The following is a 26140-nucleotide window of genomic DNA, read 5'->3' as shown; positions in this document are numbered from 1 at the left end:
ACGTGTACTTATGACACTTTTGAAAATTTATATTCATTATAGTGATTTAGTTATCTCAACTATTGCTTGTTTTATTATATTGATATGCAAATTCGTCATATAGAGGTTTTCTGATAAAGCTTATTGAATTTGATTAATCAACAGCAGCTTAAAAATCAGCGCCAGCTATTATGCCCTGATTTACAGGAAAAAGTTCAAAAGCGTGAGCAATAATGTCATAGATAAATACTCTAAGCCAAATCTTTTCATTCCGCCTTTTCCTGCCTAGAGTACAGGCAGTTCCCCCAGCAAAAGACTCACGATGCCTTATAGCGATTTTGACATTGATACTTTAAAAGCGCGTTTAGAACAAGCTCGGCTTGCAAGCTTTATCTATCTGCATAACCGCAATATGCTGACCCTGCAGGACGCATTAAATGAAAACGGCGCTGCATTGAATAATTTTGCACAGCATGAATTGACTGCAGATCAAATCGGTCTGCAATTTGGACTTAGACTTTCGGATGGTCAATGGCAGTTTATGATCGGGCTAACCCATAGCAACCAAGACAGCAGCTATGAAATTGGCGCTGGCAATTTAAAAGGCGATCAGCGGGCCTTCAATCTGCTGTATGCCTTTTATAATTACCCTAAAGGCTTTTATACTGTCAGCATGCCTTTAGCCTCCAACGCGCAGCAGCTGGAAGACGCGATTGAACAGCAGCTGCTCAGCCAGTTAGCGCTCAGCTTTTTAAACAGCGCCGTGAAAACCAATCCGACGGGCCAGCAAGTGCAGTGGATGAAGTCTTATCTCATTCAGGAAGCGCTAAATATGAAGGTCCGCATTCAAACCGCGTTGCTTTAAGAAGCGCATCAAAAAATTAGCCTTCAATGACAGCATACGTCAGCCCCAGAGTATGAGTGCTTTGCCGCAGCGGTACTCATACAAAGCCATTTTATAACCCTTCCTCACCGCAGAAGCTTGAGTCTAAAAAAATACGGCAGACAGCGCTTTTACTGAACATGCTCATCTAAAAATAGAGCTGTGATTTTTATGATTCAGCCTGCCATTAAGCCAGTGTCTCCCTGCATCCGGCTTGGATGCAAACTACGAGAGTAATCACCGAAGGCAATAGGCTTTAACACTGTTTAAAACCCATAAATAAATACGTGATTGTGTAAATAGACAGTTCGGTATATTTTAGGACTGAAATGTGGCTCTTCTTATTCTTTTTATTATACTTTAGTAAAATTAAATGATATCTTTAGCAAATGAAAACACTCAGCCAGTTACTAGAATTTTCATATAATTTATAAGCAAAATATAGAGATAAATATAATGTGGGAATTGATTACACACCCGTCTAATATTGTCTTCAGCATTAGCCTCTGCCTAATGTTTTTCTTTGGCCTCTTTGAAATGGTGCTGGTGCTGATCGGCGGCAGCTCACATAGCGTGCTGGATCAATTCCTTCCTGGCGACACTGGCCATCAAACCGATTTAGCGATTGATGCTGATCAGTCTGTATTTATGAAAGTTCTGGACTGGATGTATTGGGGGCGTGTTCCTTTATTTGTTTGGCTGATTATTTTCCTGACCGTTTACAGTCTGACTGGATTCATTATTCAGGGCCTCATGCTGCATTATATCTCCATGACTTTTAACGCCTGGGTGATTGCCCCAGCCTGCTTATTTTTATGTATGCCGCTGGTGCGTATGAGCACCCAGCTGATTGCCAGAATATTGCCGCAAGATGAAACTACAGCAATTTACAGTGATGAACTTATTGGCCGTACTGCAGTGATTGTATTAGGTCATGCAAAACCGAATTCCCCCGCTCAAGCCAAAGTCTATGATCAATTTGGCCAATTGCACTATGTCATGGTTGAACCGGAACAGGATGAAACGTTCAAGCAGGGTCAGTCTGTTGTGTTAACGCAAAAAACTCAAATTGGTTTTCAGGCAAACCCAACAGCCTAAGTTTTTGACAGTACATGCCCCCATCGTAGCAGCCAAATGCATTAAAACATGATTTAAATACAATTTTTACTTTACAGACAACTATAGAGAAACAATAACATGCTCGATTTAATTCCAAGCGGCATTCTGCTTACAGCAGGCATAATCTTTGCCGCCTTCATCTTTATCGGTTTTATTCTTGCCCGGCTTTACCGCCGTTCCAGCAAGGAAATTTCCTTTGTGCGCACTGGTTTTGGCGGAGAAAAGGTGATTTTAGGCGGCGGCGCTATTGTCTTGCCTGTCCTTCATGAAATTATTCCTGTCAACATGAATACGTTGCGCCTGGAAGTGCGCCGCGCAGATGATCAAGCTTTAATTACCCGCGACCGCATGCGTGTAGATGTGATGGCTGAATTCTATGTGCGTGTAAAGCCATTAGCCGAATCTATTGCAACAGCAGCGCAAACTTTGGGTCAAAAGACCATGTCGCCCAATGAATTGAAAAATTTAGTGGAAGGCAAATTTGTGGATTCGCTGCGTGCGGTGGCTGCCGAAATGGCGATGGAAGAACTGCATGAAAAACGGGTCGACTTTGTGCAAAAAGTGCAGCAGGTGGTCTCTGAAGACCTGCATAAAAATGGTTTGGAACTGGAAACCGTGTCTTTGACGGGGCTGGATCAGACAGGATTTAAGTACTTTAACCCGCAAAATGCCTTCGATGCGGAAGGCTTAACCAAGCTGACTGAAACCATTGAAGACCGCCGCCGCAAGCGCAATGCGATTGAGCAGGATGCAGATCTTGCCATCAAGACGAAAAACTTAGAAGCTGAACAGGCGCGCCTGCAAATTTTACGTGAAGAAGAATATGCCAAATTGCAGCAGGAGCGTGAAATTGCAGTGCGCCGAGCAGAACAGCTGGCTGAGATTGCAACACAGGAAGCGGGTAAAAAGCGTGAAGCTGAAGAAGCCCGCATTGCAGCAGAGCGTGAAGTGGATTTAAAGCGCATTACTGCAGCGCGTGATGTAGAAAATCAAAATATTCAAAAATCGCAAATTATTGAACAGGCGCAGGTCGAACAGAAAAAAACCATTGAGCTGGCCGAGCAGATTAGAGCGATTGCTATTGCTGAAAAATCCCGCGAAGAGTCAGAAGCCAAAGCGCAGGCTGACCGCGCCCGCGCAGAAGCGGTAAAAGCTGAAGAAGAAGTCATCACGGTCCGTGAAACACAGCGCGCAGAACGTCAAAAAGCCGTTGAATTAGTCGCAGCAAAACAGGCGGCAGAAAAGGATGCGATTGCCATTACGGTAGCGGCAGAAGCAGGCAAGCAAGCAGCGGCAGATGATGCTGAGGCTATCCGGATTGCCGCGGAAGCGTCTGCGGAACAGGCCCGCTTAAAAGCCAAAGGCGAAGCCGATGCGAAAATGCTTTTGGCGCAAGCCATGGAAAAACAGTACCAAGTTGATGCAGAAGGTACTCGCGCTGTGAATGAAGCAAATAATGTGCTGTCTTCTGAGCAAATTGAAATGCAGATCCGTTTAGCGATGCTGAAATACTTGCCGGAAATTATCCGTGAAAGCGTCAAGCCGATGGAAAATATTGACGACATTAAGATTCTGCAGGTGAATGGCCTGCATGGCAGCCATGGCTCTTCTTGCCAAGGCGATGCGCAGCATGACGGAAGCAATGTGGCTTTGTCTGATCAAGTCGTTAACAGCGCCCTGCGCTACCGCTCTCAAGCGCCGCTGATTGACAGCTTAATGAGCGAACTGGGCATTCAGGGCGGCGACATTAATGGACTCACCCAGAGCTTAAAGCAAAAAACGGGCTGATTCAGGCCAGCGCGATGTTCCCTTTAAAACTGCGGCTGAATGGCCGCAGTTTTTTTATAACAGGCTATGATGTGCCTCCTATTCAGCCCCCTGAAAACAGCACCGGCTCTTGAAAAACCGGCAAGACCGCATCAGCAACAAAGCGTCAACCAAATCACACTTTCATTCTTTCATTGCATCCCTCTATATTAATAACACCAAATACATCAAAAAAAGATCAAGAAATGCAATTCAAGCGTTCAAAAAAATCGCCAATGTGTGAGTTAAAGCCGCATAGACTGGCGCAAAAAAAACTAAGATTTCAACCCTTTTTATTTATGCAGCCGAGGCTGCTGAGCATATTGGCCTGCATGGGTTTAGCAATTGCAGGATCCTGCAATGCCGAAACTGTCCAAATTGCGCAGCATCCCATTCAAGACTTAGTGAAGCGCTATGCAGTGTCTGCGCCTGCGCGGCAAAAAACAGCTGGACTGCGGACTGCCCAGCAGCAGAACATGCGCATCATGCATATTGATTTAGACTACGTTTATGATGCCAATCCCCTACAGCAAAAACGCAATCTTCGGGAACTTATCCGCCGCATTCAGACCATTCAGCCCAATACTGTTTTTTTGCAGGCCTTTGCCGATCCAGATGCCAATGGTTCCGCCAATGCCGTTTATTTTCAAAACAGGCACATCCCGCTGCGCGAAGATTTATTTCACCGCGTGCTGCTGGATATCCGCCAGCATACGAAAGTTCAGGCGGTGTATGGCTGGATGCCATTAATCGCGTGGGAATTCCCTGAAAAATACCAATTGCAGTACGTGCAGAATAGCGGCGGAAAGAAAGGCTACATCCGTATTTCGCCTTTTGATGCAAAAAATCTGCAGTATACCGCTGAAATATTTTTAGACTTCATTCAGCGGAATCCGGTTGACGGCATTCTGTATCATGATGATATTACCCTCAGCGATTTTGAAGATGATAGCGCGCCGGCCCATGCCGCCTATCAAAAATGGAGCCTTAACAGCGCATCCTTAATTGGGCAGCCGGAACATCCGCATCAGTTAAAATTTTCCCGCTATAAAACCGCCTATCTAGATCAATTCGCCGCAGGCATCAGCGAAATATTGAAGCAGCGCCAGCCGAATTTGCGCTTTGCCCGCAATATGTATGCAGAAGCCGTACTGAATCCAGACAGTGAAAAATGGTTCAGCCAATCCAATGCCGGCACCTATCAGCACTATGACTATAATGCCATTATGGCGATGCCCTATATGGAAAAAGCTGACGATCACCGTCAATTTTATTTAGACTTGATTCAGCGGGCAAAAAAATACGACCCGAATTTGAGCCGTACCATTTTTGAATTGCAAGCCACTGACTGGAATCATCAAAATCAAATATCTGATGAAGAGTTAATCGATACCATACAATTGCTGGAACAGAACGGCGTTCAGCATATAGGCTATTATCCTGATGACTTTGTGCAAGGGCATCCTGATGCCAAGCAGCTGAAAAATGCATTTGCAAAAGCTGAATAATCCATTCTCTAGCGATTGATTCTATAATTCTCCAGCCGCCCTTCTTCTGAGTAATGCAGGGTCATATTCTTGGACTGACGCATTTTCGCAATATCGCCCGCTTGGACATTAAAGCTTTGCGCCAGAGCAGCATCATTCACATTGTCTGGCGCCTTGCGCCGGTCTTTGCCATGAAAACGCACCCAGTTATAACCGGCCCAGATAAATAGGCAGCCGATCAAAATGCCAATGCAGGCCATCAGCTTCAAGATAGAAATGCCAGTCAAAGGCTGTATCTGCTCAATGACCTGCGTATACGCCACCGCGCCTTCAAACCACCAGAACATGAGGGTTAATATAGGCATAAACAGCCACATCCAAAACATCCAGCCAACAGCCATTAAGCTATAGCCTGCCGTTTTGCGGCGTACATATTCAGGCTGGTCGATATATTCAGGCAGTTCCAGCAAAGCCTCATCTTTGATAATGTGGAATTCAGCGGCATTGGCTGGCTTCTGTACTGGACCATGAACATCGATATATTCCGGCAGTTCCAGCAATGACTCATTTTCGATGATGCGGAATTTAGCAGCATTGGCTGGCTTCTGCGCTAGATCATTAACTTGGCTCATTGTTTTCCTCCCCTCTAAAACCGCGGTCTGGGCTGACCCAGCGGGCGCGTTTCTGCGTTTTAAAAATGGTTTTCGGCAAGGCAAATACCGTTGTCAGCATGGCCAAGATCCAGAAGAACAGCGGATACCAAATCACCCAGAAATAATTGCGCAGCATGCGGTGCCTATCATAAGGCCGGTCAATCCAAAGGCTAACCAAAAATTGGATTAAACAGGTCAAACCCAAGATCACGCCATACCATTGCGGAATCAGCGATTGAATTGCCCATTCGCCTGGCAGCGAGAAAAACAGCCCATAGAAATACAGCAGAAAAATCCCAAACATGGTGTACGCCCACAGCACGCTGATGATGGATTCAAAAGCAATTGGCCACATGCGCCTTAAATGCCATTTACAGATTTTCGGCAAATACGCAAACAGCACTTCAATACCGCCTTGCGCCCAGCGCAGGCGCTGCTTCCACAAGCCGTTAAACGTTTCAGGCATGTAGATATAGCACAGCGCTTGCGGCACATAGTGCAAATCCCAATGATCAAACTGCAAGCGCCACGACACATCAATATCTTCTGTAATCATGTCATCACGCCAGTAGCCGATCCGGTCTAAGGCTGTTTTACGGAAACCCGCTATAGCGCCTGATACCGTAAAAATACGGCCATACGTCCGCTGCGCGCGCTTAATTAAGCCAATGATTGAAGAAAATTCTCCAACTTGAATTTTGCCTAAAACGCTGGAACGGTTCACGATGCGCGGATTTCCGGTTATCGCGCCCACCCGCGGGAATCGGGTTAAATGGTGCATCATCCACAGTACAGAATGCGGATGCAGCAGCGCATCACCATCGATGCAAACCAAATACTCAAATTGGCTGACCATTGCGCCAGCCCGCAGCGCATAAGCTTTGCCCTGATTTTCCGCCAGATGCACCACGCGCAGTTTGGGATACTGTTCCGCCAGCCGGTCTAAAATTTCACCCGTCCTGTCTCGGCTGCCGTCATTTACCGCAATCACTTCAAAGTTCGGATACTGTGTCTGCATGGCAAAACGGATGGTTTCATGCACCTGCGCTTCTTCATTAAAGCACGGTACAATAATGCTGCAGCCGGCATTACTTGGCACGGGCAATTCCGGCTGTTTCCATTCACGCTTTAAATAAAACCAGATGCCGCCGGCAATCCAAATCCACGCCATAAACAGCGGATATAAAAAGGCAAAGCCAAAAAATAAGTCATTAAAACTCAAATTTGTTATCCATTGTTCCATTACCTGGTTCCTCCTTGCTGATAAGGATCGCGGTAGGTCAGAGGACTGCCATTCATGCTTAAATTTTTATACAGATTTTGCTGTACCCTCGCTCCATCCTGAAGCAGGTAATTATTGACGCCAATCTTTTGAATGGAGGCGGCGCGCAGCATCTGATAATTCTGCTGATAGCGCGCCCAGTCTTTGCTGCTCATCTTCGGATTAATATCTAAACTGACAATTAAACGCTGCTTTTGCTCTGCGCCTAAGCTATTCAGCGCTTTGACAAATGCTTTAAACGTTTCCGGCTGCTGCACCGGGTTCAGGCTGATATACAAAAAATCCGATGATGTTAAGGCCTGTGTGACTAAAGGCTTTAAGCCTGCAAAGTGATTGCCTTTTAAACTCAGCTTTAGGGCTGTCTGATTATCATTGCTGATATTGGAATAATAATGCGCGCTCGCTTTGCTCTGCTCTTTGATGGCAATGACCTGTTTCACTTGCTGTGTGCAAGCGTCAGTCCACTGCGCTTGGCTAATGGCGCAGTCCAGCGCATTGCCAGGATCTAAAATCAGGCCTTCCAGTGAACTGTTGTTCTTCATTAAGTCTGCTGTCAGATCAGCTAAATTAATGCCCTGCTGCAGTTGCAGACTGACCGGCAGTTCAGCATACACCCTGTTTGAAATGCGGGTTCTCGCTTGCCATACGGTACGGTTCAGCAAGTCCTGCTGCATCGGCAGCTTTGAATTGGGAAAAAAAAGCGCATCAATTTTCCCATCGCCGTCTCGATCAATTGCAGCCTGCAGCAGCAGTGTATTGCTTCTCAATGCATTAACTTGATCCAGCAGCTGACCAAGCTTTTGGTCAAATTCCTCAGGAGTTTTTGACTGCAGTTCCGCCAGATTAAAGCTTAAAAAACTTTTACGCTGCTTATACGGCGCGCGAGCTTCACTGATAAAATCATCCATATTCTGATGAATTTGTTCAGGACTCGGATTGTCCATAATCAGTATGCGCTGATAAGTCTGAATGGAATCCGCTAAACTGACCACATTGCCTAAGCTGAAAGACATCGGCAAGCCAGCTTGACGCGCCAATCCTTCGATTTCAGGGGTAACAGCGCCATAAGGCCAAAAAATCGCCAAACTGTTAATCCCTAATTGAAGATCAAGTTCTTGTTTGGATTTTTGCAAATCATTCACAATGCGCTTTTCAAATTCTGCCGTATTTTCATAGCGGTTTGCAGCAGGCAGGTATTCCCGGGTAATCGCCGCCGGCTCCATATTTTTCTGCGGATTTGCCAAAATGCCGCGATGCAAATTATCTGAATGCGAGACAAACTCTGCCAAGCCGGACTGCTGCATTTCGCGCATTTGGCCCCAGTTCATTAAACTGCCTTCACCATACGCCTCAAAAGCATCTTTGGTATTGCCGTTAATCCAGCTGGTTGGAATGGCGAATACGGCTGGATAGCTATAGGCTTTCAGCAAAGGGAAGACTTTGCTGTAACTGCTGAGCGCGCCATCATCAAAGGTCAGCATAATGGCTTTTTCAGGCAGTTTTTGCTGCTTCAGCCGCGCCTGCATTACGTCCTGTAAACGGATTGGCTGCCAGCCCTCACGTTTGATCCAAGCAAAAAACTGTCCTAAGTTTTGCGTACTGATGGCATATACATCACGGTCGCCGCTTTTAGCCACATCGTCACGCACATCATGAAAAGTAAGCGTGACAAATTGATTTTGGCGCTGCTGTTCTTCACTCAAAGACAAAGGCGCATTGATCCGTACCGCAGCGGTTTTCGCTGCCTGCAGCGCAGTTGCGCTGAATGGCAGCAGCAATCCCAAAACTAAGCTTTGCTTCAAAAATAGCTGTCTAAACTGTTTTTTCATTAGAAGCGCCCCTCAAATCCAAGCGTGGCATAGGTTCTATTTTCATCATCGCCATCATACGGATGTGAACCCCAGCCTATGCCATAATTCAGTTTCCAGGTTCGGGACAGCTGCCAGTCATGCTGATAATAAATATTGTAAAGCGCTTTGCCGGAGTAGCCGTTTTGCCCAAATGTGCCTACTGTTGCTGCGAAGTGCTGATTAAAATGAAGTTCATAATTTCGCCAAGTCATCCAGTCGTGTTCTAAAGTAATCTCTGCGCTGTAACTATGCTCAGGGTTGAAATACGGCACATCAATCTGGTCATTTTGACCATAAAAGCCGCGGACTGTTGCCGCTGTAATATGATGCGGCGACTGCTGCAGCTGCTGCTTAAAGTAGGCTGAAAGCTCCTGATGGGTATTGCCATCATCGATATCTGTCAATTGGTAAGCCGCGCCGGCTTTGCGCGATTCGTTCTGCTGCCAATTCATCCCGAACAGATACGACTGGCCTTCATGGCCCTGCGCCAAAGACTGCAGCGGAATATCCGCCTGGCTGTCATAGCCCAGCGCATAATCCCAATGATCACTCAGCCGCTGCGCCCAGTTCAGCTGAACGCCAAAGCGGTCGCCGTCCGTACTCTGTGACAGCAAAGCAGATGCGGCTTTACGGTCTGAAGACCATTCCAGCCCCGCACCAATGCGCTGATCTTTCAATTTTCCTGTTTCATACTTTGCCCAGCGGTTGCTGTGATCTGCAAAAAGGCGGAAATTTTCATAGAACCAAGGACTATTGATGCGCGTCCAGTTCTCCTGTTCGCGGGAACCTTTTAAGCGGCCCAGCAGCGCGTCATTGTCTGAATCACTTTTTGAAAAAGAGCTTTGATGCTGGATCGTCGCCCGATCGCGGTCATCCAATTCTTTCTTGCTTTGCTGAACACCAGTATCTTCGCTTAAATTCTTGAACAGATATTGATTCATCGCCCGCCATGCCTGAACCTGATTCAGCGCCTGAAAGTTCTGCATGCGGTTAATTTGCGTCGCCTGACTGACTGGTTCAAGGCTGTTCAATTGATCTAAAGTGAGCTGTGACTGCTCAGGCTTTTGGCGCCAGCGCTGAATTTGCGCCAAGTTGTTTTGATAGCCGATATTGCCCGCCGCTTTAGCGGTCAATTCATTAAAATACCGCTCAGCCTTGCCAAGTTCATTTCTGTAGGCATAGTTCAGGCCTTTCAGGGCAATAAATTCTGTACGGTCATCATGCGGCGCTTTATCCACCCCTTTGGCATTACTGTACACAAAGGTTGGCAGCTGTTTATCCATTTCATCAATCAGCTGATTGGCTTCTTTAAATTTTTCCTGCTCAATCAAACTGTAATACAGCCCTGAATACACGTTATAGTCCGCATAGTTTTTTTCCGCAAACAAACTCTTATACAGCTGCTCCGCCCGTTTTGGCTGACGGATTTTTAAATAGCTGTCTGCCAGCGCATGACGGACATAAGCGGGCATTTCCATCGCATCCAGCCCAGTTTTGCTGACTTGCGCAATCGCTTGCTTTGAGGCATTTCTGGCATTTAAGGCAAAAATGTATTCATAATAAAACTTGCGCTTACTGTCTTCATCTGCGGGCAAAGAGGGTTCATAAGCCTGCATATCCGCAATCACGCTGTCCAAAGATGCGTAAGCCTCTACTCCTCGCTTCATATCAAATGCATTTTTGGATGCTTGAATGCCTTGCTGAATGCGCTGTGAAAATTCATTCATCTTCAAAAGATGCTGCAATGCCGGACGGGAAGCAATCATGCCATTGGACTGAATATATTGTTCGGCTTTCACAAAATCACTGTTTTGCATTAATGCCAGCACATACTGTTCTTGAGTATCAGTATCCGTTTTTTTGTCCAGCGCCAGCTGAGCGGCATGCAATGAATCGGCGGGCATTTCCAATAAACGGTAAGCATAGGCCAGCTGCGATAAATAATCGGCTTCAAAAAACTGCAAATCCATCTGGGCAAACTTTTCTCTCGCGCGTTGCTTTTGCCCTGACTCAGCCAGCAAAACGCCTTGCCAAATGGGCCATTGCTCAGATAGATCCGTCTGATAAAACTTTTCTGTCCACTGCAGCGCCTGATCATACTGCTTCAGATCACGCAGCCCTTTAATCACACTGACTTTGCCGTAGCCTGGGAATTCAGCCGGCACAATCTGTGTCAGATATGCGGCATCATCTGCTGAAAATTTTGCATTTGCGTAGCGCAGCGCCATATAGTCTGCGATTAACTTTTGATTATCTGGATACAGCTTCAATAATGCCTTTAACTGATTAAAGCCTTGATCGGTATTACCGGCACGGATTTCAGCAACACTTATTTCCCGCTGCTGATCAACAAGATCATCAGCCTGCCCTAATACTGGAAGACTCGTCAAAATCGATAAAAAACAAAATTGGCCTAAATATGTCTTATTGATCATGATTATTCACATTAAGAAAGTTATATTTATAAGCAGCCACATAATGTGACATGCTTCACAGTATATAGAATAAGTTTGGCCAAATTTTCGCCTGAACCATCATTTTTATGTAAGAAAGTGTTTAAAAAGTAATCAATAAGAAGAGTATCGTTATGTATTTGAAGTTTCTTGCTTTTATTACAGGTACAAAAAAGCCCCTTTAAAGGGGCTCTTTCTTGCAGCTGATGAACACAGCCTAAGTCTCTTGCTTAAGCAATATTTTTATCTTTCAGCACTTGCAGCATGGTAGAACCCAATTCTGCAGGGCTGCGCGTATACGCCATACCCGCTTTTTCAAAAGCCGCAAATTTTTCTTCAGCTGTCCCTTTTCCACCAGAAATAATAGCGCCCGCATGCCCCATGCGTTTGCCTTTCGGCGCAGTTACACCTGCAATATAGCCCACAACGGGTTTCGTCACATGCGCCTGAATATATTCCGCAGCTTCTTCTTCAGCCGTGCCGCCAATTTCGCCAATCATGATAATGGCTTCAGTTTGCGGATCTTCCTGGAATAGCTTTAAGCAGTCAATTTGATTCATCCCCGGAATCGGGTCACCGCCAATGCCGATACAGGTCGATTGGCCTAAACCGAGTTTCGTCGTTTGCGCCACCGCTTCATAGGTCAATGTGCCTGAACGTGAAATAATGCCAATTTTACCCGGCTGGTGAATATGGCCCGGCATAATGCCAATTTTACACTGCCCCGGAGTAATGATCCCTGGACAGTTTGGCCCAATTAAGCGCGCATTATTGCCATAGGTTTCTAAATAGCGCTTGGCTTTCAGCATATCCAGCGTCGGCACACCTTCAGTAATCACTACAATCAATTCAATGCCTGAATCAATGGATTCAATAATGGAGTCCAAGACAAATGGCGCAGGCACATAAATTGAGGTGGCGTTTGCGCCGGTTTCTTTCACGGCTTCTTTCATGGTGTTAAACACAGGCAAATTCAGGTGGGTTTGACCGCCCTTGCCCGGCGTGACGCCGCCAACCACTTTTGTGCCGTAGGCAATCGACTGTTCCGAGTGGAATGTGCCGTTTTTACCGGTGAAGCCCTGTACCAATACTTTTGTGTCTTTATTTACTAATACGCTCATAATGGCTACTCCTTAAGCTTCTACTGCAGCAACAATTTTTTCTGCAGCATCGGCAAGGCCATTCGCAGAAATTAAAGTCAAACCTGATTCATCAAGCAATTTTGCGCCCAGCTCGGAGTTATTCCCCTCCAATCGAACCACGACAGGCACAGTTACATTCACTTCTTGAACCGCAGCAATAATTGCTTCAGCAATCATGTCACAGCGTACAATGCCGCCAAAAATATTAATCAAAACACCTTTTACAGAGCTATCCGATAAAATAATTTTAAACGCTTCAATCACCCTTTCTTTGGTTGCACCGCCGCCCACATCAAGGAAGTTAGCTGGCTGGCCGCCATACAGCTTAATAATATCCATGGTTGCCATGGCAAGGCCTGCACCATTGACCATGCAGCCAATGTTGCCTTCTAATGCCACATAATTCAGATCAAACTCAGACGCTTTCAATTCACGTTCGTTTTCTTGCGATTTATCACGCATGGCAGCAATTTCAGGCAGACGGTACAGCGCATTTGAATCAATGCCCACTTTGGCATCTACGCAAAGAATTTCACCATTTTCACGCACAGACAAAGGATTAATTTCAAACAGCGCAAAATCATTTTCAATGAACGCCTGATACGCAGCTGTCATGATTTTAACAAATTGATTGATCTGTTCATTTTTCAGATTTAAAGCAAAGCCGACTTCGCGCGCTTGGAATGGCAATAGCCCCACGAGTGGATCAACTTCGACTTTAATGATTTTTTCAGGGGTTTCTTCTGCAACTTTTTCAATTTCCACACCGCCTTCGGTTGAGGCCATGAAGGTCACGCGGCGGCTGGAACGGTCTACAACTGCGCCCAAGTAAAGCTCCCGCTCGACAGGGTACACATCTTCAGCCACTAAAATGCTGTTCACAGGCTGGCCGTTTGAATCTGTTTGATAGGTCACCAAACGTGTACCAATAATGCTGTTGGCGTAATCTGCCGCTTCCTGCGCTGTTTTGACGACTTTTACGCCGCCTGCTTTACCGCGGCCGCCTGCATGCACCTGCGCTTTTAATACTGCAAATTTACCACCCAGCTGTTCAAATGCTTTTAGGGTTTCTTCTGCATTGGTGGCCAAAATGCCTTCCTGTACCGGCATTCCATATTTTTTTAATAGCGCTTTCGCTTGATACTCATGTAGATTCATCGATTAACCTTTTTATTGCTGCTTATTTACTTTTTTGTTGCACCAAACATGTTCTCTATCTCAGCAAACATATTGGACTTTTTTAAAACTTTCTTATCTTTATTTTTAGATGATTGTTCAAATAAAAACAACCACCAAATGCAAAAAGAGCGACCTAAGCCGCTCTTTTCTTCATCTTATTTGCGCTTACGCTGAATCGCGTGAATCGCTCGTCCATCCACTGCAAGCGCAGCTTCATGAACCACTTCTGAATAGGTCGGGTGACCGAAAGTCATCAATTGCAAATCTTCAACAGATGATACAAATTCAAGCGCAATCATGCCTTGGTGTACAATATCCGAAGCGCCAGGGCCAATGATGTGCATACCCAATAAACGGTCAGTTTTCGCATCCGCAACAAACTTCACAAAACCAGCAGATTCGTTCGCAGCCAAAGCGCGGCCGTTTACCGCAAATGGGAACTGGCCAGTTTTAACTTCGTGGCCTTTCTCTTTTGCCTGCTCTTCAGTCAAACCTACCCACGCCGCTTCTGGGTGAGTGTAAATGACTGAAATGATGGTGTCGTAGTTGACTTGCGCTGCATGACCGTGCATACGTTCAACAGCCATTACGCCTTCTTCCATTGCTTTATGTGCAAGCATTGGACCGCGCACCAAGTCGCCAATTGCGTATACGCCTTCAACAGAAGTTGCACACCAATCATTGACTTCAACCAAACCGCGCTCAGTCAATTTAATGCCAGAATCTTCTGCCAATAAACCTTCTGCATAAGCTTTACGGCCTACACAAACAATCAGCTTGTCAAAAACTTGAGTTTTATCTTCGCCAGCTTGGTTATATTGAACAGTAACTTCACGGCCATTCACTTCTGTGCCAGCAACTTTAGCGCCAACGCGAATGTCTAAGCCTTGTTTAGTCAAAAGCTTTTGGTAGTCTTTCGCCAAAGCTTTATCCGCCATTGGCAAGAATGCATCCATTGCTTCAAATACAACAACTTCAGAACCTAGACGGCGCCATACTGAACCCAGTTCAAGACCGATTACACCGGCACCAATCACACCTAAACGCTTAGGCACTTCTTGGAATTCCAATGCGCCAGTTGAATCAACAATTAAGTCTTCATCCACTTTAGCTACTGGAATGTTTACAGGTACAGAGCCTGTCGCAAGAATGACAAATTTAGGTTCTAAAACTTGAACTTCACTGCCTTCTAAAGGCGTGAATTCAACTTTTTTGCCCGCAAGCAATTTACCTGTGCCTTGCAGCCATTCAATGCCATTGCCTTTCAGCAGCTGTGCAACACCGCCAGTCAGGTTGTCGACAACTTTATCTTTACGAGCCAAAAGCTTTTGAAGATCAAGCTGAACATTTTCAACTGAAATGCCGTGAACATCCAAGCCATGAAGCGTATCTTCATAGTGATGCGATGAGTCAAGCAATGCTTTAGATGGAATGCAGCCCACGTTTAAGCAAGTGCCGCCTAAAGATGGCTTGCCTTTATGAACGCGTTTTTCGATGCAGGCAACTTTAAAGCCTAGCTGAGCGGCGCGGATAGCAGCTTCATAACCGCCTGGGCCGCCGCCAATTACTACTAAATCAAACTGTTGAGACATGTGTATCTCCAAAAATGGGCTTAGAGGATCGCCCTAAGCCCATGGATTTATTCTGAAGTATTAAAGATCAAGGATGAGTCGAGCTGGCTCTTCTAACAATTCTTTAATTGTTACAAGGAAACCTACAGCTTCTTTACCATCGATTAAACGGTGGTCATAAGAAAGCGCTAGATACATCATCGGCAAGATCTCTACTTGACCATTCACCGCCATAGGGCGCTCTTGGATTTTGTGCATGCCAAGAATCGCAGTTTGCGGCGTGTTCAAGATAGGTGTAGAAAGCAATGAACCGAAAGTACCGCCATTAGTAATGGTGAAGGTACCGCCAGTCATGTCTTCAATACCCAGCTTGCCGTCACGCGCTTTACCAGCGTATGCACGGATGCCGTTTTCTACTTCTGCATAGTTCATGCGGTCTGTATCACGAAGAACAGGCACCACTAGACCGCGGTCAGAAGATACAGCAACGCCGATGTCATAGAAACCGTGGTAAACGATGTCTTCACCATCAATCGATGCATTTACAGCTGGGTAGCGTTTAAGCGCTTCAGTCGCCGCTTTAACAAAGAATGACATGAAGCCAAGACGCGCACCGTGACGCTTCTCAAAAGCGTCTTTGTATTGGTTGCGCATTTCCATGATTGGTTTCATGTTCACTTCGTTGAACGTAGTCAACATTGCTGTTTCTTGAGTTGCAGCAAGCAGGCGCTCAGCAACACGCTTACGAAGGCGGGTCATTGGAACGCGTTTTTCAACACGCTCGCCAACTGCAACGCTTAGAGGCGCAGCTGCTGGAGCAGCAGGTTTAGCTTGATGATTCGCAACATCTTCTTTCGTGATGCGGCCGCCGCGGCCAGTACCAGATACGTCAGAAGCAGCAATACCAGTTTCTGTCAACGCTTTGCGGACTGCAGGCGCTTGGTCAGAAACAGGCTGAGCGCGTTCAACAACAGGCGCGTTGCCTGCTTGAGTCTGCGCAGCAGCTTGTTCTACTTTTGCTTCAGATTGAACTGCTTGAGTTTGAGCAGCGCCGGAAACAGCGCCTTCTTCAAACTGTGCAATCACTTCAGCAGAAAGCACTGTGTCGCCTTCATTTTTAATGATAGATGCAATTGTACCGTCAGCAGGAGCAACAACTTCTAAAACAACTTTATCTGTTTCAATATCGCAGATCACTTCATCACGTGATACCGCTTCACCAGGCTGTTTGTGCCAAGTTGCGATTGTGCCGTCAGCAACTGACTCTGGGAATACCGGTGCTTTAATTTCGGTTGCCATTACTAAGAATCTCCTGTTATTCAGCTACGATCGCTAAAGCGTCATTTACGAGCTGAGCTTGTTGTTTTGCATGCAAATATGGTGAACCGCAAGCCGGCGCAGCTGAAGCTTCACGGCCTGCATAACTGATGCGTACTTGTTTACCCGCTTTCATCACGTCGTCATACAGACGCGGCGCAATGAACAGCCAAGCACCTTGGTTTTTCGGCTCTTCTTGAGCCCAAACCACTTCAGTAACGTTTGGATAAGAAGCAAGCACTTCAGCAATACGCTTTTCTGGGTATGGATACAATTGTTCAATACGAACGATTGCTGTGTTGTTCAGTTCTTTTTCACGGCGTTTTTCAAGCAGATCGTAATAAACTTTACCGCCGCACAGCACAAGACGGGTTACGTCTGACTTGCTGATGCTGTCGATTTCGTCAATCACAGTCTGGAATGTGCCAGTTGCAAGCTCATCTAAAGTAGATGTTGCAAGTTTGTGACGAAGAAGAGACTTCGGCGATGTGATGATCATTGGCTTGCGGATTGGACGCAATGCTTGACGGCGCATCGCATGGAAAATCTGTGCCGGAGTTGTCGGAGTCATCACTTGCATGTTGTCTTCAGCGCAAAGCTGTAAGAAACGTTCTAAACGTGCAGATGAATGCTCTGGACCTTGACCTTCAAAACCGTGAGGAAGCAGCATAGTCAGACCGCATACGCGTTCCCACTTGGTCTCGCCAGACGCGATGAACTGGTCAATGACAACCTGTGCACAGTTTGCGAAGTCACCGAATTGAGCTTCCCAAATGACCAAGCTCTTCGGAAGTGTTGTTGCATAGCCGTATTCGAATGCAAGAACCGCCATTTCTGACAATAAAGAGTCATAAATTGCAGTGCGCGGCTGGTTTTCTTTCAAATTACATAATGGAATGTAAGTTGAACCGTCTACTTGGTTATGCAGTTTTGCATGGCGGTGTGAGAATGTACCGCGGCCAACGTCTTCACCAGTTAAGCGAACAAGGAAGCCTTCATCCAAAATAGTCGCGTATGCTAAAGTTTCAGCAGCGCCCCAGTTCAGCGGCATTTCACCCGTTTGCATTTTCAGGCGGTCATCAATCACTTTAGATACTTGACGCTGCATCACGAAGCCTTCAGGAAGCTCGCGCATTTTAGTGCCAAGCTCTTTTAAGCGCTCGATTGGGAAAGTTGTATCCCAATTGTCTGTGTATTCATGACCCAAGTAAGGAGTCCAGTCCACAAACATTTTTGTGTTTGGCTCTAGCACCAATGCATTTGCAACGTGCTTGCCTGCTTCAAGGTCAGAACGGTACTGTTCAACCATCGCATCAGCAGAAGCGCGGTCTAATACACCTTGTTGAACCAATTGATCTGCATAAAGCGTACGTGTAGTCGCTTTTTTGTTGATCACTTGATACATCATTGGCTGAGTTGCTGCTGGCTCGTCCGCTTCGTTATGACCGCGGCGGCGGTAGCAGAACATGTCAATCACAACATCTTTACGGAAGGTGTGACGGAAGTCATGCGCCAATTGCGATACAAACAATACAGATTCCGGATCATCGCCATTGACATGGAAGATTGGCGCCTGAATCATTTTCGCAATGTCAGTACAATATTCTGTAGAACGCGCGTCACGCGGATCAGAAGTCGTAAAGCCCACTTGGTTGTTTACAACGATGTGAACTGTACCGCCAACTGTATAACCGCGAGTTTGCGACATTTGGAAAGTTTCTTGGTTTACGCCCTGGCCCGCAAATGCAGCATCACCATGTACAATCACCGGCAATACATCATCACCGCCAATGTCTTTGCGGCGTACTTGGCGTGCGCGTACAGAACCTTCAACTACTGGCCCTACGATTTCCAAGTGTGATGGGTTAAACGCCAATGCCAAGTGAACTTCGCCGCCTGGAGTCATCACGTTTGAAGAGAAGCCTTGGTGGTACTTAACGTCGCCTGAACCTTTTTTATGCAGTGATTTGCCTTCAAATTCACCGAAAAGATCCGCCGGGTTTTTACCCATAATATTAACAAGAAGGTTCAAGCGGCCGCGGTGAGGCATGCCGATCACAACTTCTTTACAGCCTACAGAGCCTGCGCGCTGAATCAGCTCATTCACCATAGGAATGAATGATTCGCCGCCTTCTACGCCAAAGCGTTTTGCGCCAACGAATTTATTGCCAAGGTATTTCTCCAGGCCTTCAGCAGCTGTCAAGCGCTCTAAAACATGCTTTTTCTGTTCTGCGTTATAGCCGAACTGACCGCGGGCGCCCTCAAGGCGCTGTTGAATCCAGCGTTTTTCTTTGGTATCTACAATGTGCATGTATTCTGCACCAATAGAAGCGCAATAAGTCGCTTCCATGGCTTGAACCATTTCACCCAGAGTGGCTTCAGTTTTGCCAATCGCCAAGTTGCCTGTATTGAAAGGCGTATCTAGATCAGACTGAGTCAAGCCATGCGCCGCAAGATCCAAATCCGGCACGATTTCACGTTTAGCTAAACCAAGCGGATCAAGTTTTGCTTTTTGGTGACCGCGGTTGCGGTAAGCAGCAATGAGTTGTAATACGCCAATTTGACGGCGCTCATGCTCAGAACTTACTGCGCTTTGAACCACAGGCTGAACACGGCTTGAATTACGTCCTAATAATAGGAATTGCTCACGTACATTGCTGTGCGGCTGATCGCCTTTAGGGAATTTATCGAAGTATGCGCGCCAGTCAGCTTCTACTGAGTCTGGAGCTGTCAAATACTGCTCGTAAAGTTCTTCAATATACGCTGCACTGTCAGCGGAAAGTTCAGTGTCAAGACGCAGTGCGTCAGCAACTTCTTGCATTTGTGGACCCATTTCCTATTGCAAAAACATTTCAGGATGCTTTTTAAGCGAACCCATGATCATTAATGTCAAATTGGTAACATGACATTAGTCCCCATTCGGCTTAAGCCATGAGGCGCGTTATCACTACATCAGGAGTTCCCAATGTGATTAATGAACAATAACGCCCCTCAGCGGCATCATTACTCATTGTTATACCCGGCCAAAACCGGGCAATTTTTTGCAAATCGTTTTAGAAAAAATAATCTCTGCGCTTTACTTTTTCTAAATCGACTTCCTTACCTTTATATACCGTCTCATGGCCGCTAAATGTTGAAAAAATGTACGTTTTTTCTGCCCAATTTTCACATATAACAGTGCGATAAATGCTAACACGTTATGCTATTTCAATTGATTTTTTTGACACATACCTCCTATAAACTGGCGAAATACAATAGCGCTATTTTCTACTAAGATATGGTGCGTCATATAAATTGATCTTTCAATTTAGACAAAAGTCTATTTTGCATTTTTTTAACGCAAACCGCTTAATAAAAAAGAGCGTGAATATGCTTTCTACAGCCATTTACGCCCCTTACACGTTATATGATAACATTTTCATCACCCTTTAACAGCGCAAAACAGTTATTCCATCATATTTTAACCAGCCTATTTCACCCAAACCACAGCAATTCACTAAAACCATACCATTCCGGCGCTGTTTTTAAAAAACCCGCTCCAGCCATAGCTTAAAACAATCATTTCCATAAGCAGCCCATACACTGCCGCTTAAACTGCTGAATGACCCGCCACAGCATGCAAAAAAAAACGCACCCGAAGATGCGCTTTATTGAATCAGCCTGATTAGCCAGCGTGATCAAACATCATATTACGGATGTGACCGATTGCCTTAGTCGGGTTCAAGCCTTTAGGACAAACAGACACACAGTTCATGATGCCTTTACAGCGGAACAAAGAGAACGGGTCGTCAAGACGAGCCAAACGCTCTTGAGTTGCTGTATCACGAGAATCAATAATAAAGCGGTATGCATTCAGCAATGCAGACGGACCCAAGAATTTGTCCGGATTCCACCAGAATGATGGGCATGAAGTTGAACAGCATGCGCAAAGAATACATTCATACAAGCCATCCAAGTGTTCACGCTCTTCTGGAGACTGTAAACGCTCTTTTGCAGGCGCAGGCTGGTTGTTGATCAGGAATGGATGAATTTTGTCATACTGATCGTAGAACTGATTCATATCCACAACCAAATCTTTTACCACTGGCAGGCCAGGCAAAGGACGGATTGTAATTTCGTTTGGCAAATCGTTCAGGTTCCAAAGACACGCCAAACCGTTTTTGCCATTGATGTTTACGCCATCCGAACCGCAAATGCCTTCACGGCAAGAACGGCGGAAAGTTAAAGATTCGTCCTGCACTTTCAACGCAAGAAGAGCGTCAAGCAGCATGCGGTGCTTGTCAGTCAACTCAAGTTTAAAAGTCTGCATGTACGGTGCTTTATCCTTATCAGGATCGTAGCGGTAGATATTAAATGTACGAGTACCTCTACTCATCTTACTTCTCCTAATTAGAATGTACGCGGTTTAGGTGGAATTGCATCAACAGACAGCGGCTTGTAGCGCACTGGCTTGTACTCAAGATGATTATCCGCAGAGAACCATAATGTGTGCTTCATCCACTCGTCATCACGGCGGCCATACGGATAGTCTGCATGATCAGGCGACAATTCAAAATCCACCACTGTATGCGCACCGCGGCACTCTTTACGAGCAGCTGCAGAAATTAACGTTGCTTTAGCAACTTCATACAAGTTAGCGACTTCTAAAGCTTCAATACGCGCAGTGTTAAATACTTTAGATTTGTCTTTCAAATGAATGTTGCGAACACGCGGTTCAATGGCAAGAATCTGTTTTACACCTTCTTCAAGCAATGCAGATGTACGGAATACACCAGCGTGGTCTTGAACGATGTCACGGATTGCATCGGCAACGTCTTGCGCATTTTCACCTGAAGTTGACTCATCTAAAAGAGCCATACGCTTAAAGGTATCTTCAAATACAGTCGTTGGAAGCGGCGCATATTCATCACCGTGATGCTTAGTCACGTAGTCGATGATGTGTTCGCCAGCAGCTTTACCAAATACAACCAAGTCAAGCAGCGAGTTTGTACCTAAACGGTTTGCGCCATGTACAGACACGCAAGAACATTCACCAATTGCATAGAAGCCTTTCACAGGTTTTGTGAAGTTGCGGTCACCAGCATTGTGAGAATAAATACCCGTTTCTTTGTTGTAATTCGCTTCAAGCGCTACAGTTTCACGGCTTTCAGGCAGAACAACCTGACCATGAATATTCGTCGGAATACCACCCATTTGGTAATGGATTGTCGGTACAACAGGAATTGGCTCTTTAGTGATATCCACGTTCGCGAATTTCTTGCCAATCTCAAATACAGACGGCAAACGCTTCATGATGGTTTCAGCACCCAAGTGCGTCATATCAAGCAAGATGTAGTCTTTCTTCGGACCGCAGCCGCGGCCTTCTTTAATCTCTTGGTCCATTGAACGCGATACGAAATCACGCGGCGCCAAGTCTTTTAAAGTTGGTGCATAGCGTTCCATGAACGGCTCGCCCGAATCATTGCGAAGGATTGCCCCCTCACCGCGGCAGCCTTCAGTCAGCAATACGCCTGCGCCCGCCACACCTGTTGGGTGGAATTGCCAGAATTCCATATCTTGCAATGGAATGCCCGCACGCGCAGCCATACCAAGACCGTCACCAGTATTGATATAAGCATTGGTAGATGCACGGTAAACACGGCCAGCACCGCCTGTAGCAAACAATGTTGCTTTACCTTGGAATACAGCAACATTGCCTGTTTCCTGGTCAATGGCAGTCACGCCCAGCACATCGCCTGCTTCGTTGCGAATTAAATCAAGCGCGATCCATTCTACGAAGAATTGTGTACCCATTTTCACGTTGCTTTGATAAAGCGTATGCAGCAGCGCATGACCTGTACGGTCAGCAGCAGCACAAGCACGCGGAACTGGCTTCTCACCATAGTTCGCTGCGTGGCCACCGAATGGACGCTGGTAGATTGTACCGTCTGCGTTACGGTCAAATGGCATACCCAAATGTTCTAATTCATAAACCACTTGAGGCGCTTCACGAGTCATATACTCGATTGCGTCTTGGTCGCCTAACCAGTCAGAACCTTTAACGGTATCATAGAAATGGTAGTGCCAGTTATCTTCTTGCATGTTGCCAAGAGATGCACCGATGCCGCCCTGCGCCGCAACCGTATGAGAACGTGTTGGAAATACTTTAGTCAGTACCGCAACTTTCAAGCCCGCTTGAGCAAGCTGATATGAAGCACGCATACCTGAACCGCCACCGCCAACGATGACTGCATCGAAAGTTTGGTGTGGAATATTTGTGTAATCTTCTTTAGGGGTAATAGCGCCCATGATTGTTTCCTATCAATTCGCCCAAAAAATCTGGATTGCCCAGATTGCATATGCAAATACAGCAATAATCACTGCCGATGTCAGCACAAGGCGTAAACCTGAAGCTGAAGGACCCATTTGGCGAGTCGTCACATAATCTGTGAACACCTGCCACATGCCAATCCATGCGTGTGCAACAAGAGATAAGACTGCCAATAAAGATAAAATCTTCATTGGTAATGTCATCATAAAGCCGTACCACTGTTCAAAGTTGAATCCGCCGTTACACAGGATCCAGCCAAATACCACAACGGTATAAACAGCCAGCACAACAGCACTCAAACGCTGGATAAACCAATCGCGAGAACCTGAACCCGAAAAACCAGTAGCACTTTTCATTAGAGTACGATCCATACAAATGCTGCAACAATACCGATTGCAGACAAAATTAATGCGATAGTAGATGCTACTCGGCCACTTTGCAGCTCTTCAGCAATGCCTTGGTCAGCAAGTAAATGCTTAACACCTGCAATAAAGTGGAAAATTAAGCCAGCTACAAATACCCATACGACAAAACGCACAATGAAGCCGCCGAAGATTGCTTGAACTTGCGCAAAACCTTCTGGTGAAGACAAAGATTTGTCTAAAAGCCACAAAAGTACCGGTACGAGTAAAAATACGATGACACCAGAAAGACGGTGTAGAATTGATGCAATAGCCACAGGGGATTTTAAGTTTACTTCTAAAACTTGACCCATGGACAAATTGACAGGTCTGTTGCTTTTCACAGCGGGCATCCTGTAAGTAAAAACTCCATCCGGAGTTTGTTGGAATTAATTCGAAGGAAAGCTGGCATTGTTGAGCCAAAACATATAGTAAAGTCATGACCCAAACATTTAACGACACTGAATTATAAAACGTGAACTATTAAAATACAAACAATGACATTTGCTGAATGAACAAAAAAACCTTTAAATAAGAATCATTAACAACTACTTTACCCGATATAAGAAGTAAAAGCGCTTAAAGAAAATGACTATGTTATTGGTTTTAAAAAGTTAAATCTTAAAAATATTAATCGTTTTTGGCTTTAGAATGTTTTTTCAAAATTTAGACTAAAGATGAACACAGATAAGCCTTTGCCCTGCATTTATTTCTTCTTTTTATAATAGCTATAACCAATAAATCATTTATTAAATAAATAATTATTATTTATTTAAGAGAATAAAGTTAAAATATCATGAACTGAAAGAAACACTTAGTCTGTGCATAACTCTTCCTTAACTCGCAATCTTTGCATAGATAAACACCAATTTCAGCCTAAACAGGCGCACATTTGACGATTTAACACGCACTTCACCACAATTAATCAGTCATTTTTTAACCAAACAAACCAGCAAAACATTTACAGTTAGCGCTTTTTAATATGAATAAGAAAACAGCAATCCTAAAATTTAAAACGCTGTAAGTTACGAGATTTATAATATTTTAAGCATCAAAGTTGCTTGAATTTTTGAAAATTCTCAGAGTTTTTAGGAATTAAAAATTGCTTACAATTAAAGCAGCATCGGTATTTTCCTCTGCACCTTCCCTCCAATATGACTTATTATACCGTCCCGATGCTGTGATTTTATTCATGTTCTATCGGAATAATTTTTGACTAATCATCTGTATGAACGTCACTTTTATCCATAAGTATAATTGACAAAATTTCAGTTCTCTCTAATCTTAGAGCAAATTTTTGATCCGTCTGATTCGTGCATTAAAAGATTAGCACTGCGAGTCAGATAAACATTCACCAGGACAGGAGATCTATTGAATGTCTGAAGCAACTGGCAAGAAAGCCGTTTTACAGCTTGATGGCAAAGAAATTGAATTACCAATTTACAGCGGCACATTGGGCCCAGATGTAATCGACGTTAAAGATGTATTGGCCGCAGGTCACTTCACTTTTGATCCTGGTTTTATGGCTACTGCTGCGTGCGAGTCTAAAATCACTTTCATCGATGGCGGCAAGGGTGTTCTTTTACACCGCGGTTACCCAATCGACCAGCTTGCGACTAAAGCAGACTACTTAGAAACTTGTTACCTCCTATTGAACGGCGAACTTCCAAACGCTGAACAAAAAGAAGAGTTCGACGCTAAAGTTCGTAACCACACTATGGTTCACGACCAAGTTAGCCGTTTCTTCAACGGTTTCCGCCGTGATGCTCACCCTATGGCGATCATGGTTGGTGTTGTTGGCGCGCTTTCTGCGTTCTATCACAACAACTTGGACATCGAAAACGTTGACCACCGTGAAATTACAGCGATCCGCTTAATTGCTAAAGTGCCTACTTTGGCTGCATGGAGCTACAAGTATACAATCGGTCAACCGTTTGTTTACCCACGTAACGACTTGAACTACGCTGAAAACTTCCTTCACATGATGTTCGCGACTCCTGCAGACCGCGATTACAAAGTTGATCCGATTCTTGCTAAAGCAATGGACCGCATCTTCACGCTTCATGCTGACCACGAACAAAACGCGTCTACTTCTACAGTACGTTTAGCGGGTTCTACTGGCGCTAACCCATATGCATGTATCGCTGCGGGCATCTCTGCGCTTTGGGGCCCTGCTCACGGCGGCGCGAACGAAGCTGTTCTTAAGATGCTTGATGAAATCGGCACTGTAGAAAACGTTGCCGGCTTCATGGAAAAAGTGAAGACTAAAGAAGTTAAACTGATGGGCTTCGGTCACCGTGTTTACAAAAACTTCGACCCGCGCGCTAAAGTTATGAAAGAAACTTGCGACGAAGTTCTTGCTGCACTTGGCATCAATGATCCACAGCTTGCGCTTGCGATGGAACTTGAACGCATTGCGCTTTCTGACGAATACTTCATCAAACGCAACCTTTACCCGAACGTAGACTTCTACTCAGGCATCATCCTTAAAGCGATTGGTATCCCAACAGAAATGTTTACTGTAATCTTCGCGCTTGCACGTACTGTTGGCTGGATCAGCCACTGGTTAGAAATGCACAGCGGCCCTTACAAAATCGGCCGTCCTCGTCAGCTTTACACTGGCGAAACTCAGCGCGATATCCAAGGCCGTTAATTCTTTAGAATTAACCGTGGATTTAAAAAACCGCCCTTTGTGGCGGTTTTTTTAT

18 protein-coding genes are annotated in these 26140 nt (G+C 45.4%); 5 read left to right on the top strand and 13 right to left on the bottom strand.

The genetic code is table 11. The features are described from left to right. Positions 1-301: 301 nt before the first annotated feature. The 4 genes from OKC24_RS01045 to pgaB (OKC24_RS01030) all read left to right on the top strand — a co-directional run bounded on the left by OKC24_RS01045 (position 302) and on the right by pgaB (OKC24_RS01030) (position 5295). The gene (locus OKC24_RS01045) at positions 302-844 is read left to right on the top strand and encodes a hypothetical protein (RefSeq protein WP_130144133.1); all 543 of its coding nucleotides are present in this window, start codon (positions 302-304) and stop codon (positions 842-844) included. A gap of 474 nt (positions 845-1318) precedes the next feature. Continuing rightward, positions 1319-1960: a YqiJ family protein gene (locus OKC24_RS01040; protein WP_130144134.1), complete on the top strand. Its 642-nt coding sequence runs from the start codon at positions 1319-1321 to the stop codon at positions 1958-1960. Positions 1961-2059: 99 nt separating this feature from the next. After that, complete coding sequence (locus tag OKC24_RS01035; protein WP_265464544.1) at positions 2060-3769, top strand: flotillin family protein; 1710 nt, start codon at positions 2060-2062, stop codon at positions 3767-3769. A gap of 350 nt (positions 3770-4119) precedes the next feature. Next, a complete protein-coding gene (pgaB, locus tag OKC24_RS01030; RefSeq protein WP_252151874.1) occupies positions 4120-5295 on the top strand; it encodes a poly-beta-1,6-N-acetyl-D-glucosamine N-deacetylase PgaB in 1176 nt (391 codons plus the stop codon). 8 nt (positions 5296-5303) lie between these two features. On the opposite strand, the gene pgaD is transcribed toward pgaB (OKC24_RS01030), so the two are convergent. The 13 genes from pgaD to sdhC all read right to left on the bottom strand — a co-directional run bounded on the left by pgaD (position 5304) and on the right by sdhC (position 23785). Continuing rightward, complete coding sequence (gene pgaD, locus OKC24_RS01025; RefSeq protein ID WP_131275989.1) at positions 5304-5906, bottom strand: poly-beta-1,6-N-acetyl-D-glucosamine biosynthesis protein PgaD; 603 nt, start codon at positions 5904-5906, stop codon at positions 5304-5306. Continuing rightward, a complete protein-coding gene (pgaC, locus tag OKC24_RS01020; protein WP_130144138.1) occupies positions 5893-7170 on the bottom strand; it encodes a poly-beta-1,6-N-acetyl-D-glucosamine synthase in 1278 nt (425 codons plus the stop codon). Before pgaC ends, pgaD begins: the two co-directional genes overlap by 14 nt. Continuing rightward, positions 7170-9038 (bottom strand): poly-beta-1,6-N-acetyl-D-glucosamine N-deacetylase PgaB, encoded by a 1869-nt coding sequence (gene pgaB / locus OKC24_RS01015; RefSeq protein WP_130144139.1) that lies wholly within the window; start codon positions 9036-9038, stop codon positions 7170-7172. The genes pgaC and pgaB (OKC24_RS01015) overlap by 1 nt, the downstream gene beginning before the upstream one ends. Then, on the bottom strand, positions 9038-11494 hold the full coding sequence (gene pgaA, locus OKC24_RS01010) for a poly-beta-1,6 N-acetyl-D-glucosamine export porin PgaA (RefSeq protein ID WP_265464538.1): 2457 nt from the start codon (positions 11492-11494) through the stop codon (positions 9038-9040). Before pgaA ends, pgaB (OKC24_RS01015) begins: the two co-directional genes overlap by 1 nt. A gap of 248 nt (positions 11495-11742) precedes the next feature. Further along, positions 11743-12633 carry a succinate--CoA ligase subunit alpha gene (gene sucD / locus OKC24_RS01005; RefSeq protein WP_130144141.1) on the bottom strand — a complete coding sequence of 297 codons (891 nt, stop codon included), beginning with the start codon at positions 12631-12633 and terminating at the stop codon, positions 11743-11745. A 12-nt stretch (positions 12634-12645) separates the two neighbouring features. After that, on the bottom strand, positions 12646-13812 hold the full coding sequence (gene sucC, locus OKC24_RS01000; RefSeq protein WP_130144142.1) for an ADP-forming succinate--CoA ligase subunit beta: 1167 nt from the start codon (positions 13810-13812) through the stop codon (positions 12646-12648). A 176-nt stretch (positions 13813-13988) separates the two neighbouring features. Next, positions 13989-15425: a dihydrolipoyl dehydrogenase gene (lpdA, locus tag OKC24_RS00995; RefSeq protein WP_130144143.1), complete on the bottom strand. Its 1437-nt coding sequence runs from the start codon at positions 15423-15425 to the stop codon at positions 13989-13991. A 60-nt stretch (positions 15426-15485) separates the two neighbouring features. Further along, positions 15486-16703: a 2-oxoglutarate dehydrogenase complex dihydrolipoyllysine-residue succinyltransferase gene (gene odhB, locus OKC24_RS00990; protein WP_005008262.1), complete on the bottom strand. Its 1218-nt coding sequence runs from the start codon at positions 16701-16703 to the stop codon at positions 15486-15488. A gap of 16 nt (positions 16704-16719) precedes the next feature. Continuing rightward, on the bottom strand, positions 16720-19542 hold the full coding sequence (locus OKC24_RS00985) for a 2-oxoglutarate dehydrogenase E1 component (protein ID WP_005008259.1): 2823 nt from the start codon (positions 19540-19542) through the stop codon (positions 16720-16722). Positions 19543-20385: 843 nt separating this feature from the next. After that, positions 20386-21096, bottom strand: coding sequence for a succinate dehydrogenase iron-sulfur subunit (locus OKC24_RS00980; protein ID WP_005008258.1), 711 nt, complete (start codon positions 21094-21096; stop codon positions 20386-20388). A 14-nt stretch (positions 21097-21110) separates the two neighbouring features. Then, a complete protein-coding gene (locus OKC24_RS00975) occupies positions 21111-23009 on the bottom strand; it encodes an FAD-binding protein (protein ID WP_130144144.1) in 1899 nt (632 codons plus the stop codon). A 12-nt stretch (positions 23010-23021) separates the two neighbouring features. Next, positions 23022-23387 (bottom strand): succinate dehydrogenase, hydrophobic membrane anchor protein, encoded by a 366-nt coding sequence (gene sdhD, locus OKC24_RS00970; RefSeq protein ID WP_004651296.1) that lies wholly within the window; start codon positions 23385-23387, stop codon positions 23022-23024. Beyond that, a complete protein-coding gene (sdhC, locus tag OKC24_RS00965; protein WP_035361753.1) occupies positions 23387-23785 on the bottom strand; it encodes a succinate dehydrogenase, cytochrome b556 subunit in 399 nt (132 codons plus the stop codon). The genes sdhD and sdhC overlap by 1 nt, the downstream gene beginning before the upstream one ends. A gap of 1022 nt (positions 23786-24807) precedes the next feature. Between sdhC and gltA the strand changes: the two genes are divergently transcribed. Next, the gene (gltA, locus tag OKC24_RS00960) at positions 24808-26085 is read left to right on the top strand and encodes a citrate synthase (protein ID WP_005008253.1); all 1278 of its coding nucleotides are present in this window, start codon (positions 24808-24810) and stop codon (positions 26083-26085) included. The last annotated feature ends 55 nt before the right edge of the window (positions 26086-26140 follow it).

Source organism: Acinetobacter entericus (assembly GCF_026168575.1).
GTDB lineage: Bacteria > Pseudomonadota > Gammaproteobacteria > Pseudomonadales > Moraxellaceae > Acinetobacter > Acinetobacter bouvetii.
Note: the sequence above shows the minus strand (reverse complement) of the source record. Positions and strands in the feature narration are given on the sequence as shown.